General features: G+C 59.7%; 19 protein-coding genes and 1 tRNA gene. 9 read left to right on the top strand and 11 right to left on the bottom strand.

Translation table 11 applies throughout. The annotated features are described in order from the left end of the window. Window positions 1-435: 435 nt before the first annotated feature. From MON38_RS14970 to MON38_RS14935, 8 genes are all read left to right on the top strand, one after another. The gene (locus MON38_RS14970) at window positions 436-756 is read left to right on the top strand and encodes a hypothetical protein (RefSeq protein ID WP_241936989.1); all 321 of its coding nucleotides are present in this window, start codon (window positions 436-438) and stop codon (window positions 754-756) included. Continuing rightward, entirely contained in the window at window positions 749-1144 is a 396-nt protein-coding gene (locus MON38_RS14965) for a hypothetical protein (protein ID WP_241936988.1), read from the top strand. Before MON38_RS14970 ends, MON38_RS14965 begins: the two co-directional genes overlap by 8 nt. Before the next feature lie 48 nt (window positions 1145-1192). Next, window positions 1193-1399, top strand: coding sequence for a hypothetical protein (locus tag MON38_RS14960; protein ID WP_241936987.1), 207 nt, complete (start codon window positions 1193-1195; stop codon window positions 1397-1399). A 69-nt stretch (window positions 1400-1468) separates the two neighbouring features. After that, complete coding sequence (locus MON38_RS14955; protein WP_241936986.1) at window positions 1469-1783, top strand: DUF3846 domain-containing protein; 315 nt, start codon at window positions 1469-1471, stop codon at window positions 1781-1783. Between the two features lie 74 nt (window positions 1784-1857). Then, a complete protein-coding gene (locus MON38_RS14950) occupies window positions 1858-2589 on the top strand; it encodes a hypothetical protein (protein ID WP_241936985.1) in 732 nt (243 codons plus the stop codon). Window positions 2590-2654: 65 nt separating this feature from the next. Beyond that, window positions 2655-2900: a hypothetical protein gene (locus tag MON38_RS14945; protein ID WP_241936984.1), complete on the top strand. Its 246-nt coding sequence runs from the start codon at window positions 2655-2657 to the stop codon at window positions 2898-2900. 18 nt (window positions 2901-2918) lie between these two features. After that, the gene (locus MON38_RS14940; RefSeq protein WP_241936983.1) at window positions 2919-3608 is read left to right on the top strand and encodes a PD-(D/E)XK nuclease-like domain-containing protein; all 690 of its coding nucleotides are present in this window, start codon (window positions 2919-2921) and stop codon (window positions 3606-3608) included. 39 nt (window positions 3609-3647) lie between these two features. After that, on the top strand, window positions 3648-3968 hold the full coding sequence (locus MON38_RS14935; protein ID WP_241936982.1) for a YegP family protein: 321 nt from the start codon (window positions 3648-3650) through the stop codon (window positions 3966-3968). Between the two features lie 328 nt (window positions 3969-4296). On the opposite strand, the gene MON38_RS14930 is transcribed toward MON38_RS14935, so the two are convergent. The 7 genes from MON38_RS14930 to MON38_RS14900 all read right to left on the bottom strand — a co-directional run bounded on the left by MON38_RS14930 (window position 4297) and on the right by MON38_RS14900 (window position 11449). Further along, entirely contained in the window at window positions 4297-4785 is a 489-nt protein-coding gene (locus MON38_RS14930) for a hypothetical protein (protein ID WP_241936981.1), read from the bottom strand. Window positions 4786-4817: 32 nt separating this feature from the next. After that, window positions 4818-5294, bottom strand: coding sequence for a helix-turn-helix domain-containing protein (locus MON38_RS14925; RefSeq protein ID WP_241936980.1), 477 nt, complete (start codon window positions 5292-5294; stop codon window positions 4818-4820). Window positions 5295-5318: 24 nt separating this feature from the next. Beyond that, window positions 5319-5804, bottom strand: coding sequence for a hypothetical protein (locus MON38_RS14920; protein ID WP_241936979.1), 486 nt, complete (start codon window positions 5802-5804; stop codon window positions 5319-5321). A 238-nt stretch (window positions 5805-6042) separates the two neighbouring features. Beyond that, the gene (locus MON38_RS14915; protein WP_241936978.1) at window positions 6043-9225 is read right to left on the bottom strand and encodes a DEAD/DEAH box helicase; all 3183 of its coding nucleotides are present in this window, start codon (window positions 9223-9225) and stop codon (window positions 6043-6045) included. A gap of 297 nt (window positions 9226-9522) precedes the next feature. Then, window positions 9523-9975 carry a hypothetical protein gene (locus MON38_RS14910; protein ID WP_241936977.1) on the bottom strand — a complete coding sequence of 151 codons (453 nt, stop codon included), beginning with the start codon at window positions 9973-9975 and terminating at the stop codon, window positions 9523-9525. Window positions 9976-10054: 79 nt separating this feature from the next. Beyond that, window positions 10055-10801: a hypothetical protein gene (locus tag MON38_RS14905; RefSeq protein WP_241936976.1), complete on the bottom strand. Its 747-nt coding sequence runs from the start codon at window positions 10799-10801 to the stop codon at window positions 10055-10057. Window positions 10802-10864: 63 nt separating this feature from the next. Beyond that, window positions 10865-11449, bottom strand: a complete 585-nt coding sequence (locus MON38_RS14900) for a thermonuclease family protein (protein WP_241936975.1) — start codon at window positions 11447-11449, stop codon at window positions 10865-10867. Window positions 11450-11519: 70 nt separating this feature from the next. Here MON38_RS14900 and MON38_RS14895 point away from each other — a divergent pair, with 70 nt between their 5' ends. Beyond that, on the top strand, window positions 11520-11714 hold the full coding sequence (locus tag MON38_RS14895) for a hypothetical protein (protein WP_241936974.1): 195 nt from the start codon (window positions 11520-11522) through the stop codon (window positions 11712-11714). Window positions 11715-11899: 185 nt separating this feature from the next. Here the strand turns inward: MON38_RS14895 and MON38_RS14890 are convergent, their stop codons facing one another. From MON38_RS14890 to MON38_RS14875, 4 genes are all read right to left on the bottom strand, one after another. Next, entirely contained in the window at window positions 11900-13270 is a 1371-nt protein-coding gene (locus MON38_RS14890; protein ID WP_241936973.1) for a site-specific integrase, read from the bottom strand. A 175-nt stretch (window positions 13271-13445) separates the two neighbouring features. Next, window positions 13446-13519 (bottom strand) — tRNA-Asn (locus MON38_RS14885). Window positions 13520-13629: 110 nt separating this feature from the next. Then, window positions 13630-14100 (bottom strand): Rieske (2Fe-2S) protein, encoded by a 471-nt coding sequence (locus MON38_RS14880; protein ID WP_241936972.1) that lies wholly within the window; start codon window positions 14098-14100, stop codon window positions 13630-13632. Window positions 14101-14110: 10 nt separating this feature from the next. Beyond that, complete coding sequence (locus MON38_RS14875; protein WP_241936971.1) at window positions 14111-14959, bottom strand: 3-hydroxyacyl-CoA dehydrogenase NAD-binding domain-containing protein; 849 nt, start codon at window positions 14957-14959, stop codon at window positions 14111-14113. Window positions 14960-14984: the final 25 nt, after the last annotated feature.

The raw sequence follows: 14984 nt of genomic DNA, 5'->3' as shown, positions 1-14984 counted from the left end.
AGTTTGCGTTCAGGCCACGCAGGCAGAAGCAAGGCCCGCTTCGCGGAGGGTTTCATTGGGGAGCACCCCAAGCCCCCGCCATCATGCCCTGGCTGACGCCCGGTCATCCTCCTCGGCTTCCGCGGCCTCCCGCTGGTCGGCCACTACCGCCTCACAAGGCCGGCTTCGCCGAGCATTCATTGGGCGCTGGCCGCCCCAATCCCCGGCTAAAAGGCATTTAGGTTTTCAAAGCAAGGTGCGGGCGCTCCAATTTATTGCATTTTATATAGCCGGGCGCCTGGTCATGCAGGCCAATATTTGCCATATATTTTATTACCAAAAGTAACAACATGTTACATTATTTCGTATCTTTAGTATGTAGTCCGGGATAGGCCCGGACGCCCGCCCTACCCGGAGGCCTACGGCGCGGGGCACCCACGGCTAACATCTACAGCCATGCAACCCAACCAACTTTTGCAGCTTGCCGCTGCCGCCTGGAAAGGCCCCGCCCTCTGCTCGTTCTCGGGCATCTATGTTTCGCAGTCCGCCGCCACCTATAGCAAGGGCGGCACCTCGTGGCACGTCATGCTCAGCCTCGCCAGCCGGCCGGAGTGCCAGCCTTCGGGGGGCTTCGCCGGCTCGTCGCCCTGCCCGTTTGAGGCCTTGCGCCAGGCCTTCCGCGCCATGCGGGCCGCGCACCCCGGTTTTTCCTTCGCCGCCGTGTGGCAGGTTATTAAGGCCGAGGATGAATTTGCCGGCGTACCCGCTCATGCCTAGCGTTGCCATTGCCCCAGCCGCGCCCGTCGTGGGCGCGGCTGCCAGCAAGCTCGCCGCCTTGCGCGTTACCCTGGCCCGCCTGGAGGCTAAGTATCCGCCCCGCCCCCAGGTTGCCCCCAAGCCCGCGCCGGCTCCCGTCTCGCCGGCGGCCGTGGCCGCCACTGCCGCGCTGGCCCGTGCCCATTCGGCCTTTTTTGATGCCCGCGCCGCCAAGTACGCGCTGCGCGATGCATACGACTCCCGGCCCGGCCGCTTCGCCAAGCTACGCGCCTCCGTCCTACGCTGCCGCGAGGCCCAGGCCGCTTACGCCGCGGCTGCGGCAGCCTACCACGCCAGCCCGGCGGGCGCTGCCTTGCGGGCCGCCCGCGCCAAGTACCCAGGTTTCTAGCCTCCGGCCCGCGCCAGCTGTGGCGCGGGTCCCTTACCCATTCATTTCATGGATTACGAACCAACTGAGGCCGAATTAAACGGCCTGAGCGGCGATGAAATGGCCACTGATGAAGCCCAGGCCGCTTTCTACGAGCAGGAAGCTGCCGCCCGCGAAGAGTGGGAGCGCCAAGCCTATTACCACCACGAGCAAGAGCAGCAAGGGTGGGATGATGGCGAGTACGAACAGATGATGTTCGAGGTCGAAGGCCACTAGCCGCCTAGCAAAAACCAATTTTCTAACCAGGGGCCGCCAAGTTGGGCGGCCCCATAAAACCGCCCCATCATGGCCAAAACCGCCACTCCTTACCAGCCCCAATTGCTCGACCCGCATAGCGCCGAGCCTCAGCCCGTCAACCCCAAAAACGGCCGCAGCTTCAAGCTGGCCGAGCTATACCAGCTTCTCGATTGCCATACGGTCGAGGTGATACGCCTCACGTCCGAGCTGATTTTAATCGTCGACGAAGAAGGCAAGTTCCGCAACCCGGCCTACCTCAATCTGCTGGCTACCTACCTGTGGCACCAGCACCAGCCCGCCGCCCGTGGCGTCGATTCCATCGTGGGCCGCGCCATCCTGTGCCACGACAAGCAATTCCGCTAACCAAGCCAACGGCAATGGGGCCGGCCGCCAACAGGCCCCACCTTTTTCATTTCCACTCCCAACCATTTCCCGTTATGTCCACCAAAGCAAAAACCCAACGCAGCGCTGCCACCGAAGCCGTTGCCACACCCACCGCCATAGAGGCTCCCGTGCTCACGCTCAGCAAGCCCACCACTACAGCCGCGCCGGCTTACCTCATCGAGAAGGCCGACGAGGCCACGGGCGAAGTCGTGCAGGTGTCGCGCTTCCGCTACCTGCCCGGCCACCCGCGCCAAGTGCGTTTCGACGCCAAGGCCGGCCAGTTCAACATCGGCGGCATCACGCCGCTCGGCAATTCCCTTTCCTTCATTCCGCTGGCCTGGCGCGTGTTCCAAGACGACATTCTGAACATGGGCCGCAAGCTGTGGGCCGAACTGTTTTTTGCCGACGACAAGGGCGCTATCTGCGCCGTGCTCTTTCACGGCTACAGCGTCGAAAACCTGTACCGCCTCATCGAGCCGCTGTTTTACGACGACCTGACCCTAGCCGACGTGACGGTGAAAGTCACGGCCGAGAAGAAGCAGACCACCAAGGACGGCAAGACGGCCACCTACTACATTGCCCAATTCAGCTACGAAGCCGCCGACGCGGCCGAGGTAACCGCCCGCCGCGACTTCGCCCGCGACTTTCCCATCTGGCGGGCTGAAACCTACACCGGGGCCGCTGATATGCGCATCCAGCACGGCTACACTGTGCCCGCCGAGGACGACCCGCAAGACCCGGAACCGGCCGCCGCTGAGCCGGCCGCTTTGCCCCTGGCTGCCTAATACCCCGGCCCCACGGTGCCCGCCGTGGGGCCCTTTGGCTTCCAACTTATCCATCAACACTCCCGATGAATCACCCCATCGAATTTCCTCAGTTGTCCCTTGAGCAGCCGGCCCGCGACGACGCCGAAGCTGCCTTGCTGGCCCAACTGGCCGAGCATCTGGCCGATACTAACCCGCTGCCCGACCTGCGCGACTTCGCCCCTCAGGTGCGTCAACTCTTTCCCGAGCCCGCTTACTTGGTCGGCTGCGGCAGCGCCCACATCTGGCTGCACCGCGCCGCCGACCCGCAGCGCCTGGCCCTTATCCGCTAACCCTATTTTCTCAACGTCATGTTTCACGCCCTTACCCATCACCCCGACTTGACCCAGGCCCAGCACCGCGCCCTGCCCCAGGTTAGCAATACCGACTTGAGCACCCTCAAGCAGGAGCTACTTGGCCAACCCCGCCAGCCCAACCCCGTGGCCCTGGCCTACGGCAGCCACTTCCACACCGCCGTGCTGGAGCCCACCACCTACGCCCGCACCGAGGAGCGCGGCATCAAGTGGGCCGACCTGGAGCAGCTGGCCCGCCAGGTGCGCCGGCAGCGCTATTGCCGCGACCTGCTTTATCGGGGCCAGGCTGAGCAGTCCTATACCGCCATCCACACCGCCACCGGCATTGGGGTGAAGCTTCGCCCCGACCTCTTGGTGCGCAGCCGTGCCGGCCGCCAGCTCACGCTCATCGACTTCAAAACGACCAGCAGCCCCGACTTAGCCCACTTTCTGGCTACCATCGAGAAGTATGATTACGACCGGCAAGCCGCCCTGTATCTGGATATACTCGGCGCCACCCGCTTCCTCATTATCGGCGTGCAGAAGAAGGCTGCACAAGAAGTATGGCGCGTTGAGCTAACAGCCATACCCGCCCTCATTGGACAGGGCCGCAAGAAGTACGCGGTACTGCTGCGCCACCACGCCCGCAAAGCCGCCGGCTTGCCCTCTCCTCATGCCCTGCCAGCGCCATCGACACTGGCTGCCTAACTTGCTGTTATTCGTTTCACGCACAGCCTTCTTACCACCATGACAACCTTCCAGATTTCCTATACCAGCGGCCAGTATTGGTACCACCTCCGCGCCGACAACGGCGAAATTGTCCAGTCTGGTGAAGGCTATACCACTAAAGCTAGTTGCCAGAACGGCATCCGGTCTGTACAGGCCAATTGCCAGCCGCAACGCTTCGAGTCATTCTTCAACGCCGGCCAGTACGGTTTCAACCACGTCGCGGCCAACGGCGAGATAATCGGCCGCAGTGAGAAGTATACCACGGCCCAATCCCGCGACCACGGCATCCAGGTCGTGTTGCGTGAAGCCCCCACAGCCCGAGTTGAGGACCTGAGTTAATTGTGGTTTCCCTGAAAGTAGAAATGCTCCGCTGGCAGTTGGCCATCGGAGCATTTTCATTTGACGAGAATAAGACAGGAGGTTAATTGTGCAACAAGCTGTTGCACAATTAACCTCCTGCCATTTGCTTCTGTATTGTTCTAGAAACGTGGCACCAGCCAGGAACCGCCACCTCACAAACAGCAGAAGCCCCCGCACCACCTACGACGACTCTCGCGTGCAACGCAAGGCTTCAGTGGATACAAAGGCTTCTTTCTGTGAACACGTTTGACAACGTGCCTTAATCAACTTTAAAATGTCGTCAGCGACGAGTAACAGCAGACGGAGTCTAGCCCTTAACCTCAGCCCCCGCGTTTTGCAGCAGTTGTATTGGGTTGACTACAGGCAGAAATGCGCGGCTTAAAATTGTGCCTGCGCCAAGTGCCAGCAATTGCCCTCGCGTGGTAGAATAGGCTAACCCAATCATAGTCCCGCCAATAGGAGCCGGCATTGCAGGCGCTTCATCCAAGCTATTGGTCAACAGTTTGGGTAGTTGCATTACTTTGAAAACAGTTTCGGTACGTATCTCCCCAACTTCTATTTTCTCAGCAGCGTCTTTTAGCGTGGCTTGGATAATGACCCCAATCCGAACCCGCACGATGCACTTCTTGGCATCCATGTCCTGCTCAGTTGTGATTCGATAGTCGAACCCACTCAACTGTTTGCCGGCAATGACCGGGTCCAGTTGATTATCCATGCGAAATAAAACGACCCGGCTTTCCAGAAACTTAATCTGGTCAACTTTAAATGTGGCCGAGGAAACAGATTTGGCGCTCAACAGAAAAGAGAAGAGAAGCGTGAATGATTTTTTTAGTAAAGGTCACAGACCTCGGATAACTCAGCTAATACAGAAAAAGCTGCCGGTTGGCCGGCAGCTTTTTCAGATTGGTTTCCGGCGGTGCGATTGCTCGCTCGCGGCTGCTTTTCTTCGGGGGCAACGAACATCACCATCTTATGCCAATCGGCACTGGTAAAATCGTCCGTTGCTACTGAATCGTGTAGCGTAACGGCAACTGCCTTGCTCTGTACTTCCTGCGGCGTAGTTACCAGCCGCGTCCCCAATGCTTGCTCCAAACGGATAAGCATTTTGAGGGTAAAGTTGTGGGTGCCAGTCAGCATCCGGCTTACTTCGGGCTCTTTCTTACCAAGCCGTTCGGCCAGGTCCTTTTGCGTGAGCCCTTGCGTGCGCAATGAATGTTTGATTTGGTCGGCGATAAGGAACGAGCGTTCCACGAATTGCCGGGCCTCGGGGGCGATTTCGATGTGGCCGAAATACTTGCTAGCCATGATGGGAGGAATTGATTTTTTATATTAGCCCGGTAGGTTCATCTGATGATACGCGCCGTGCAGCTGTTGGTTTTCAATCCAAACAGTCTGATTTTTCAGGCGGTGCTTCAAGATTTCCGCTACCTGGTTCATCATACGAAACGCGGGCCGAGTGTCGCCGTCCTGCGCTTTTTTGGTGGTCTTGCGGCCACCACCGCCAAGGACCATTATATCGTCCGAGCAGATGAATCCATACAAGCGCAGCAGGTTGCCGTAGGCTTGCGGGGGAGGAAGCGCCACCGCATCCCTTTCGGGCCGGAAAAAAGTGGCATCGCCGGGAGGAAGTGCCCCGCGTCTTGCCCCAATTTCCTCCAGCGCCGCGAGGATAACCTCAAGGTCCGGCCGGTACTCGTGACTGGCAATGAAACGGGAAATGAATCGGTCAGTTTCACTATCTTCTTCATTTTCAAGCCGCACGGTGTAGAAGTTCACCTTCGGCATTTGGCGGTATTCTTCGATGTAAACGACCAACTTACCTTAAAAGTTAAGTCAAAGGTAGATTATTTTTCTGCCTTCGCAAGTGCCACGAAAAAAATAACAGTGCCAACGCGTCAGGCCGGCTACTGGAAAGGGCGACGAAGTTACGCGCTTTTTTAGCAGTTGTAACGGCTCAAACTAACGTGATTGGTGTATCATGCCAAAGGACTTAGACTTGCTTGTTTAAGAGCCTACTTTCCTGCTTATTAGCCGCAAAGGTGCGTGGCACGGCCTACCCCACGGCCATCTTCCCCGCCTCATGCCATAGGAACCCCGGCAACGGCGTCGCCAGCTCCCAGGTAATGGCCATGGGCCGGTTCCCCTTGTGGCTCACGTACCGCACGGGCCCCAGGAACACATACGGCATGGTTAGGCCCGCGGCATCCTGATTCTGCTCACGCACAAACAGCAGCAAATGCTTCCCTTGCGCCTGGTGCTGGATATAGCTGATGCCCTTCGGCGTGTCCTCGGCTGTGCTATTCTGCGACTCCCAATGAAATAGCGTGTCGCTTATAGCATAGTCGTGGTAGAGGGTGGTAGGCGAGTAGTTGCGGCTAGACTTTTCGAGCGTGACAAACAGCAGTTCCGTGTTCAGGGGCGCGATGTAGCAGACGCCTTCGCGCACGGACGGATTGCGCTCAAACGTCCACACGCCAAACGCGCACAGGATTTCGTCGCGACTGTAGCGGCTGTGCAGTTGCAGCGCGCACTGGTAGGGCAACGCCACGGCCAGGGGCGGAATGCTGATTTGAGCCTCGCAAACGTCCACTACCTCCAGCACCTCCGCCGTCAGGGTTGGCATGGCCCGCAGCATGGCCAGGCTATCCAGCAACGAATCCAGGTCCAGCTTCGGCCCCGGCTTCTGGTACAGCAGGTAGTGCAGCATCAGTCCCATTTCCGGGCCCAGCGGGAGCTTCAGCAGCTGTGGCAATTCTTCCACCGCCTCGAACACCCGCCGCACAAAGGCCAGAAAAGCGGGCCCGTTGGCTTGCGCCAACCGCCAAACGCTGCCCACCAGCTGCTTTTCCGTGGCCGCCAGCTCCGGCGGGACCAGCACGCCCGCCCGGACTTTCAAGGCCGTCCAGCCCCGGTCACCGCGCGAGCGGTAAATGTCCACCAGCGCAAAATGCGTGTGCGCCAGAAAGGTGGCCAGTGTGAGCGGCAGCGCGCTTTCCAGGGCGAAGCCGCGTATCCGCCGTTCCAGCACCCGCACGCTCTCACCAGTGGCCGCCTTGATGTTGTCGAGAATGAACTTCATGGCCTCGCGCTCCATCTGAATGCTGCACCCCACCGGCAGCCGCGGAAATCCTGCTTCCGCTTCGCTCAGCACCGAGCCACCGGTGCGCCCCAGCAGTGCCCGGAATTTCTGCTCGTAGCTGTATTCCTGCCGGGCCTGCCCCACAAAGTCCAGCACCGTCAAGCACTCCTTGCTCTCGTGCAGGCGCAGCCCCCGACCCAGCTGCTGCAGGAACACCGTCAGGCTTTCCGTGGGCCGCAAAAACAGCAGCGTATCCACTTCGGGAATGTCCACGCCCTCGTTGAAAATATCCACCACGAACAGGTAGTTCAGCTCCCCGCGCCGCAGCTGCGCAACCGCCGCCCGGCGCTGCTCCGCCGTGGTATCGCCGCTGGCCAGGTAGCTGGCATTCAAGCCCGCCGCCTGGAACTTGGCCGCCATCAGCCGCGCATGCTGCCGCGTGGCACAGAAGCCCAGGGCCCGCGCTTGGTGGGGCGCCAGCAAATAGCGTTGCAGGGCGCCCACAATGGCACTCACCCGCACATCGTTGCTGGTGTACACGTTGGTCAGGTCTTCGGCGGCGTAGCGCCCGTTGGTCCACCGCACGTTGCGGTAGTCCACGGGGTCGGTGATGCAGAAATATTGAAACGGCACCAGCAGCCCCCGCGCAATGGCTTCGGGCAGCCGGATTTCCGCCGCAATGGTGTTATCGAAGTCCGGCAAGATGCTTTCCCCATCGGCCCGCTCCGGGGTAGCCGTCAGCCCCAGCAAAATGGTGGGCTGAAACCACGCTAAAATGGGCCGGTACGAAGCCGCCGCCAAGTGGTGCACTTCGTCAATCACTAGGTATTGGTAATAGTCCCGCGGGATGGTTTGCTGAAAGAAATCCAGCCGCGACGCGAAGGTTTGCACCGACACGAATAGGTACTCAAACTGCAGGGGCTGCTCAGTGCCCATCCACAGTTCCCCAAAGTTGGCCTCCCCCAGAATGTGCCGAAACGTGGCGCGGGCCTGCCGCAGAATCTCCTCCCGGTGGGCTACAAACAGCAGCCGCGGCAGCGTGGTAAACTGCTTGGCAAAGCGGGCATAGTCAAATGCCGATACCACCGTTTTGCCCGTACCCGTCGCCGCCACCACCAGGTTGCGGAAGTGTCCCCGCAAGCTGCGCTCCACCGCCAGTCGGTCCAAGATTTCTTGTTGGTACGGAAACAGCCGGATGCGAAAGTTGGGCAAAGAATCGGGCTCGGCTGTGCCGCTATTCTCCTGGCGCAGGGCTCGGGCCAGCTTCAGCCGCTGTTCGGGCGAGCTGCTGTAAGCCTCAAATTCCGGCGAGTTCCAGTAGGTCTCAAACGTGCCCCGGAACTTGTTCAATATCGCCGCATTGTCCTGCGCCGTCACTTTCACGTTCCACTCCAACCCGCTGGTCAGCGCCGAGCGGCTCATGTTGCTCGACCCAATGTAGGCCGTATCAAACCCCGAGTTGCGGCTGAACAGGTAGGCTTTGGCGTGCAGCCGCTCATGCGCCGTGTTGTAGCTGATGCGCAACTCGGCCCCCGGCAGCGCGGCCAGCGCATCCACCGCCTTCTGGTCAGTGGCGCCCATGTAAGTAGTCGTGAGCAACCGCAGCGGCTTGCCTTGCTCGGCAAACGCCTGGAGCGAGGGCAACAGTAACCGCAGTCCGCTCCATTTCACGAAGCTCACGATGAAGTCAATTCTGTCCGCCGTCGCAATTTCCTTCTTCAACTCAGCTTCCAACGACAGCTCCGAATTGCCCCCGCTGAACAGGTCACTTTGCGAAAACCGCAACGCCGGCTCTACCCCATCCAAGTGCTTGCCCAAATCGTGCTGCGCCGCCAGCGGCAGTTGCAGCCGCGGCAGCACCGCCCGTAGCAGTTGCCCTTCCGGCGCCAAGTGGCTGCCCGCCGCCAACACGTCCGAGTTTTCCTGCAGGTAGGCAATTACCCCATTGGCCAGCGCCAGTTGCTCGCCTACCTCCTCGTTCTTCGCCAACTGACCCAACACGCTGCCCAGCAACTGCGCCAGGTGCCGCGTAATAAACACCGCAGCATCGTCCGCGCCTAGCTTCTTTTCTGCAATGGCATAAACCGCCGTCTCTAGAGTAGCAAGCTGGCCCCGCAGCTGTTGCGTGACGAGGGTTTCGTAGTGGCCGGTTTCCAAAAGGTAGATTGTTTAGGCGGTTGAACACGCAAAGTCGCCACCGCCGCACAAGGAAGGGCTGATTTTGTCGCTGACTTCAAAACTACTCTCACAAGTCCCCTCCACCGCCCTTTCAGTCAACCCAATTGTTGCGACAGTGTCGCGAGAATCTCTGCACAGCCATGGCCAAGTTCCGCCAAAGATTCTCCAGACATTGTCTGGAGAATCAGTATTCCAGTCTTCTGTAGCTCCTGCCAATGCAAAAGGCCGGCCCCTAATGAGTAGGAGCCGGCCTTACCGGTTATTGATGGACAGTTGCTAACCCAGGGACTCCGATGCCTGCGTATCCACCGGCGCGGCATCCTTCACTTGGCCCGAGGCCTTGGCGGCCTGCGCCGGCGGGGTAATCGGCGTACCCGCCACCAGCTCTCCAAACAGCGGATTAACCGGCAGCGGCTGCCCGCCATTGCCGTCCGGCACCTGGTTGAAGATTATGGCTTCCTCACCGGGCGCGCTCTGCGCCAGGTGGTCCACCAGCACTTCCTGCCCGCTGTTGGCGTGCAGCGCCTGCGTGAGCAGCGTGTAGGTGCTCACGTCCACGTTATAGAGTTGGTTGAGTTCGTTCATCTGCGTAGCCGCGTCCTCGGCCGCGCCGATGGCATCGGCCAGCAGTTGAGTGTAGCGCCGAGCCTTGCGGTCGGCTTTGGCCCGTAGGCTGATGGCGCGCTTCATGCGCCGCTTAAATTGGGTTTGATAGGCCGTAAGTGCCATAACGAGTAAAATTGAAAGAGTGGAAAAAAGGACGGCCAGCCGTTGATGGCCGGCCGCTCTGTACCAGGGTGCCTCAGGGCTATGCCACGTATTCAATCGCCAGCGGGTTCGTGCTGTTGTTATTGAGGGCGTAGAACTTGCCGTTAATCTGCTGGTAAAAGTTGATACCCACCACGCCCACAACCAGATTAGCCGCAGCGGGAGCAGCCGGGAAACTGGCCACCACCGACTGGTTAGCTAAGGCTGCGCTGTTGATGGGCAGGATGCCCAGCGGAGCCGCCACCACGCCGTTAGTGTAGGTTAGCGTCTCCATATCCAGGTCCGAAGCAGCAAACACCACCTCGAAGTGCGTAGCGCCCTGCGGAGCGGCAATATCCGAAGCCGGATTCAGCGCCGGAATGCTCATTGTTACATCAGCACCCGCGCCCGTCACCTCGTAAGGGAAGTACATGGTCTGGCCAATACCAGCACCCGCGTTGAAGTTGAAGCCGAGCAGCGGAGCCGAATTGCCCGAGTCGAACACGCGCTGGCCCCGGTCGTTCGTGTCGTCGAGCCCGATGACTTCCCGCATCACCTTCGTGAGGCGGGCCGCCAGCTGGCTGTCGCTGGCCGAAGCAATGGCCACGCGCAGCGAGTCGCGGAGCAGTTTGCTATACTTGGCGGCCAGGCCAAATTCGGCCGCGTTTTCGCGGGTACGCGCCCGGCTCGGGGCGTTGGCGAAGGCCGCCTTATCGCCTTGCGGCTTTTGGGAAATGTTCCCGTTTTTGCTGAACACCAAGCCACCTACGGTGCCCTGGATGCCAATAATGCCCGTTTGACGTGCCATAGTGGTAAGCTGCTAAAAGTTGGAAAAGTCGTTGAAAATGGCTGCTTGCACTCTGCGACCTTGCTACCAGGTGCAGCCCACCCCGTAACGCCGCTTGTTTTTGTAGTTGAATTGCCGCCACTGGCGCGGCGTGAGCACTCCAGGGGCTCCGCACTTCCAGAGCCCCCGCCGGGCCGCTACAGCCGCTGTTTGCTGCGCGCTACGGCCTGCTACCCGATGCTTCGGGTCCCAGGCCCACGCCCAGCCCCGCACCACCAGCAAAGAATCAAGCGCCAAGGCCGGTCCGCCGCCTACGGGCAGTCGCACTGATGCCAGCGTCCGCCCGTACAGGTCCACGCCCTGCTGCGTTAGCAGCACCAGTTGTTTAGCGCCCAACAGCCGCGCTACCGAGTCGGCCGCCTGGTGCCCAAATGGTTGGTCCTGCTCCGGCGCATCCACGCCCAGCAGCCGCACCCGGTAAATGGTGCTGCCGGTCAATACGTCGTAGGTGTCGCCATCCACCACCCGCACCACCCGGCTCACTTCCTCTTTCGGCGCTGCGCTTGCACGGCTGACCGGCGCCAAGCTTTCAACAGCCGCTTCACCCAGGCCGAAACCAGCCGCAACCGTTAGCAACCACCCACTGAAATACAGCGCTTTATCTTTCATGGCACGAACCTACAGCCGGCTTTTAGCCGTTGTATATTCGTCTGTCCAAGTAGTCCCAATTCGCCCCCACATGCCCCAGGTTTGCCTCTATCCCAAAGACGTTGCCCAACTCACTGGCACCGGCTACGACGCCGGCAAGCGCCTATTACAACGCATTCGCATCCAACTGCGCAAGCCCACCCGTGCCTACGTCTCCGTCGCTGAATTCTGCCAGTACACCAGCCTCCCCGAGGCCGAAGTAACCGCCGCCCTCAACCGGAGCTGAAGGCAGGATGGAGGCAGTCTGCAGGCACTTCGCACCCACCGCTAGCGTATTGCGCCGCGACTACCTGAAAGGTCACTTGCAAGGTTTCAGGTAGTCTTTCAGGTAAGGTTTCAGGCAGTTCATAAACAAGCCTACTTGTAAGTCTACTTGTAAATGGCGCTTACAAGTAGACTTACAAGTAACAACTACCGCACCGGCACCCCATCGTACCACTCGCCCAATATCTTCTGCCAAGCCTCCAACACTGCCGGAGCCAGCAGCCGGGCCTTATCCTTCGCATACCGGTCCGTTACGTCCTCATCGGCGTGCCCCAGCACCATCTTGGCGAGGGCCTTATTACCGCCGCTAACTTGCTTGAGCAACGTGCCGGCCGTGTGCCGCGCCGTGTGAGTGCCGATGACCTGATGAATCGGCCGCCAGTTGTGCACCACCTTGCCGCCCGTAATCAGCCGGTCATCCCATTCCCGCGTCAGCCCGGCCTGCTTTGCAATTTCCTTAATCAAGTCCCCGCGCTGCTGCCAGGTACGCGCCGGGAAATGCCAATTCCAATGCTCGCCAATCTTCACGGCGATGGGTGGCAGCGGCACCGCTGCATCGTTCCCCGTCTTGCCCTGCGCGTGCAACAGCGCCGGCACGTTCGTGCCGTCCCCCAACGTCAGCATGATTCGCTCGCGCTTGTCGAACTTCTCCAGGTCTTCATACCGCCGCCCGCTGAACATCTGAAACAGCCACCGGTCTCGCTCCTCGGCCAGCGCCTCCGAAGTCGGCCGCCAGCTGATGAGCCGGCGAACTTCTTCCATCTCCAAATCCAGCTGCGGTGCGTTTTTGGCCGAGTATTGCAGCCAGGCCATATCAGCTTTCAGGTTCAGTTGCTCCAGGCATTTGCGGATGCCGGCAAAATGTATCTTGATAGTAGCATCAGACTTCTGCAGGTCCAGCAGGTGCTGCTGGTATTCTTTGGCCACTTTCTGTGTCACCTGCTCCGGCCGTAACTCAGGCCGCCATACCTCCATCATCGTGGCCAGTTGGTCATACTTGCGCAACGAATCCTTTGCCAGGTTACGGTTTTCCGCTTTCCATTCCTCCAGCACTTGCCGGAAGGTGCGAGTCACTCCCATTTTCACCGGAGCAGGCGCAGCCACCGACCGGACTTCGGCCGGCAGCAATTCAGCGAACATGGCAGCCTTGCTCACCTTCTCAAACGGCGCTGCATCCCAGAGCCGGTTAAAAGTATCTACTACCTGCTTGACCATCTTGGATAGCCGAGAGTTGATGTTGTAGTGAAAATCTGGATGAGTAGGTACTGTGCCTTCTTCTTTCGCTGTCAGCTTGCGTCCGCTCATCACGGTTTGGGATTCGCTATGCCACAGTAGCTCTATCTCACCATTCTTACCTTCCCGCTGAGGAAGGATGATTTCGCCCGTATCTACCTGTAATTCTTCTCCATGCCATCGCGCCGTTAGGCGGACGGGGCAAAACCCGCTTTGGTTGGTGGATGCTAGCCGCGGGTACAGCCGCACGCTGATTTTCCTTTTGTAGGGGGTAGGGCGAAGCATGATTCTCGGTTATGTCCCGGTTTCGTTCCCGGTTCCTGTCCCGGTTTACACTCAAAAATAACCGAACATGACCGAACTTCCAAGCCGCCGCTTTCTTCAAAAGCGCCTTAACGGCCTCAAAATGGCATAAACGCAAAAACACCCGCCAGTTATCGGCGGGTGTTCTCAGTATTAGCGCTCCCTCCTGGGCTCGAACCAGGGACCCTCTGATTAACAGTCAGATGCTCTAACCGGCTGAGCTAAGGAAGCTTTTTCTAGTCCGAAACCCGGTTGTTGTTGTTTCGGAGTGCAAATCTACAACGGGCTTTTGAAGATACACAAGCCCCACGTCATTTTTTTTCAAAAATTTCCGCCTCGCTTTAGTTCACAACACTGATTAGATTACCTTGCACGCTGACACTGTACTGCTTAAGTGGCAGCGGTGCCGGGCCGCCCGTCACCTGCCCTTTGAGGTCAAACTGCGAAGTGCAGCACGAATCGCGCATAAACAGCTTCGAATTGCGGTCGAGCGACACTGTCGCACAGGCGTCGTACGGACGGTACGGACAATTCCGTTCAAATGCTAGGAAGGTACCCGCACTCTGACGCACCACAATTACCCCCTTTACGCCCCCGTTGCCAGCCGGGCCTTTGGCCGGGATGGTCACAGCACCATTGTCGAAGCGCAGGGCAGCATATTCCTGAGCGCCCAGGCTCAGGCTTAGATTGACCGGGGCGTAGGGAATCTGGGGCTGCGTGTCGCTTTTGCTGCCGCAGGCAACTAGCAGGCCACCCACTACCAGCCCGGCTCCAACCCGACCAATCTGTGAACTGACAAACGGTAGGCGCATAACAAAAAAGTTAATAAGTGTAGAAACCGCGACCAGTTTTGCGGCCGTGGTGGCCGGCATCAACCTTCTGCTGCTGAATGCGGCTGGGCCGAAACTTGCCATCCTGATGAAACGAAGCGAACATGGCGCTGGTCACCGAGAAGTTGGTATCCACGCCAATCAGGTCCATCAACCGGAAAGGGCCCATTTTAAATCCGCTGGCTTCGAGCAACTCATCGACCACCTCGAAGGGGGCCACGTTTTCCTCCACCGCTTTCAGGCTTTCCACATAGTAGTGCCGGGCCACGCGGTTCACGATGAAGCCGGGGGCATCGGCGGCGCGCACGGGGGTTTTGCCAAGGCGCCGGGCCAGGGCTTCCACCGCGTCGGCCACTGCCGGGGCCGTAGCCACCCCGCTGATGACTTCGACCAGCGCCATCAGCGGGGCCGGGTTGAAGAAGTGCAGGCCCACTACGCGCTCGGGCACAGGCACCGGCGCCGCCAGTTGCGTAATGGGCAGCGACGAGGTATTGGAAGCCAGAATTGTGCTCGGTTGGTTGATAGCGGCTAGTTCCTGAAAAAGCTTGTGCTTCACGTCGAGCCGCTCCACCACGGCTTCGATGATGCAATCGGCGCGCACGTCGGCTAGCTCGGTGGTGAGGGTGAGGCGGGCCAGAGCAGCTTCGCGGGCGTCGGCCGTCAGCTTGTTTTTCTCCACCAGCTTGCCCAGGCCGGCGGCAATGGCGGCCTGCGCTTTTTCGAGCGCGGTTGTGCTCAGGTCGAACAGAATGGTGGGCAGGCCGTGCTGCACGCCGAGTTGGGCAATGCCCAGGCCCATGGTGCCGGCCCCAACGACGGCTAAGGTTTGAATCTCATTCATGGCACGAAGGTAAACGGCCCGCCCC

The sequence above is a fragment of the Hymenobacter cyanobacteriorum genome (assembly GCF_022631375.1).
Lineage (GTDB): Bacteria > Bacteroidota > Bacteroidia > Cytophagales > Hymenobacteraceae > Hymenobacter > Hymenobacter cyanobacteriorum.
The sequence above is the reverse complement of the archived record's forward strand: the minus strand, read 5'-3'. Positions and strand labels throughout refer to the sequence as shown.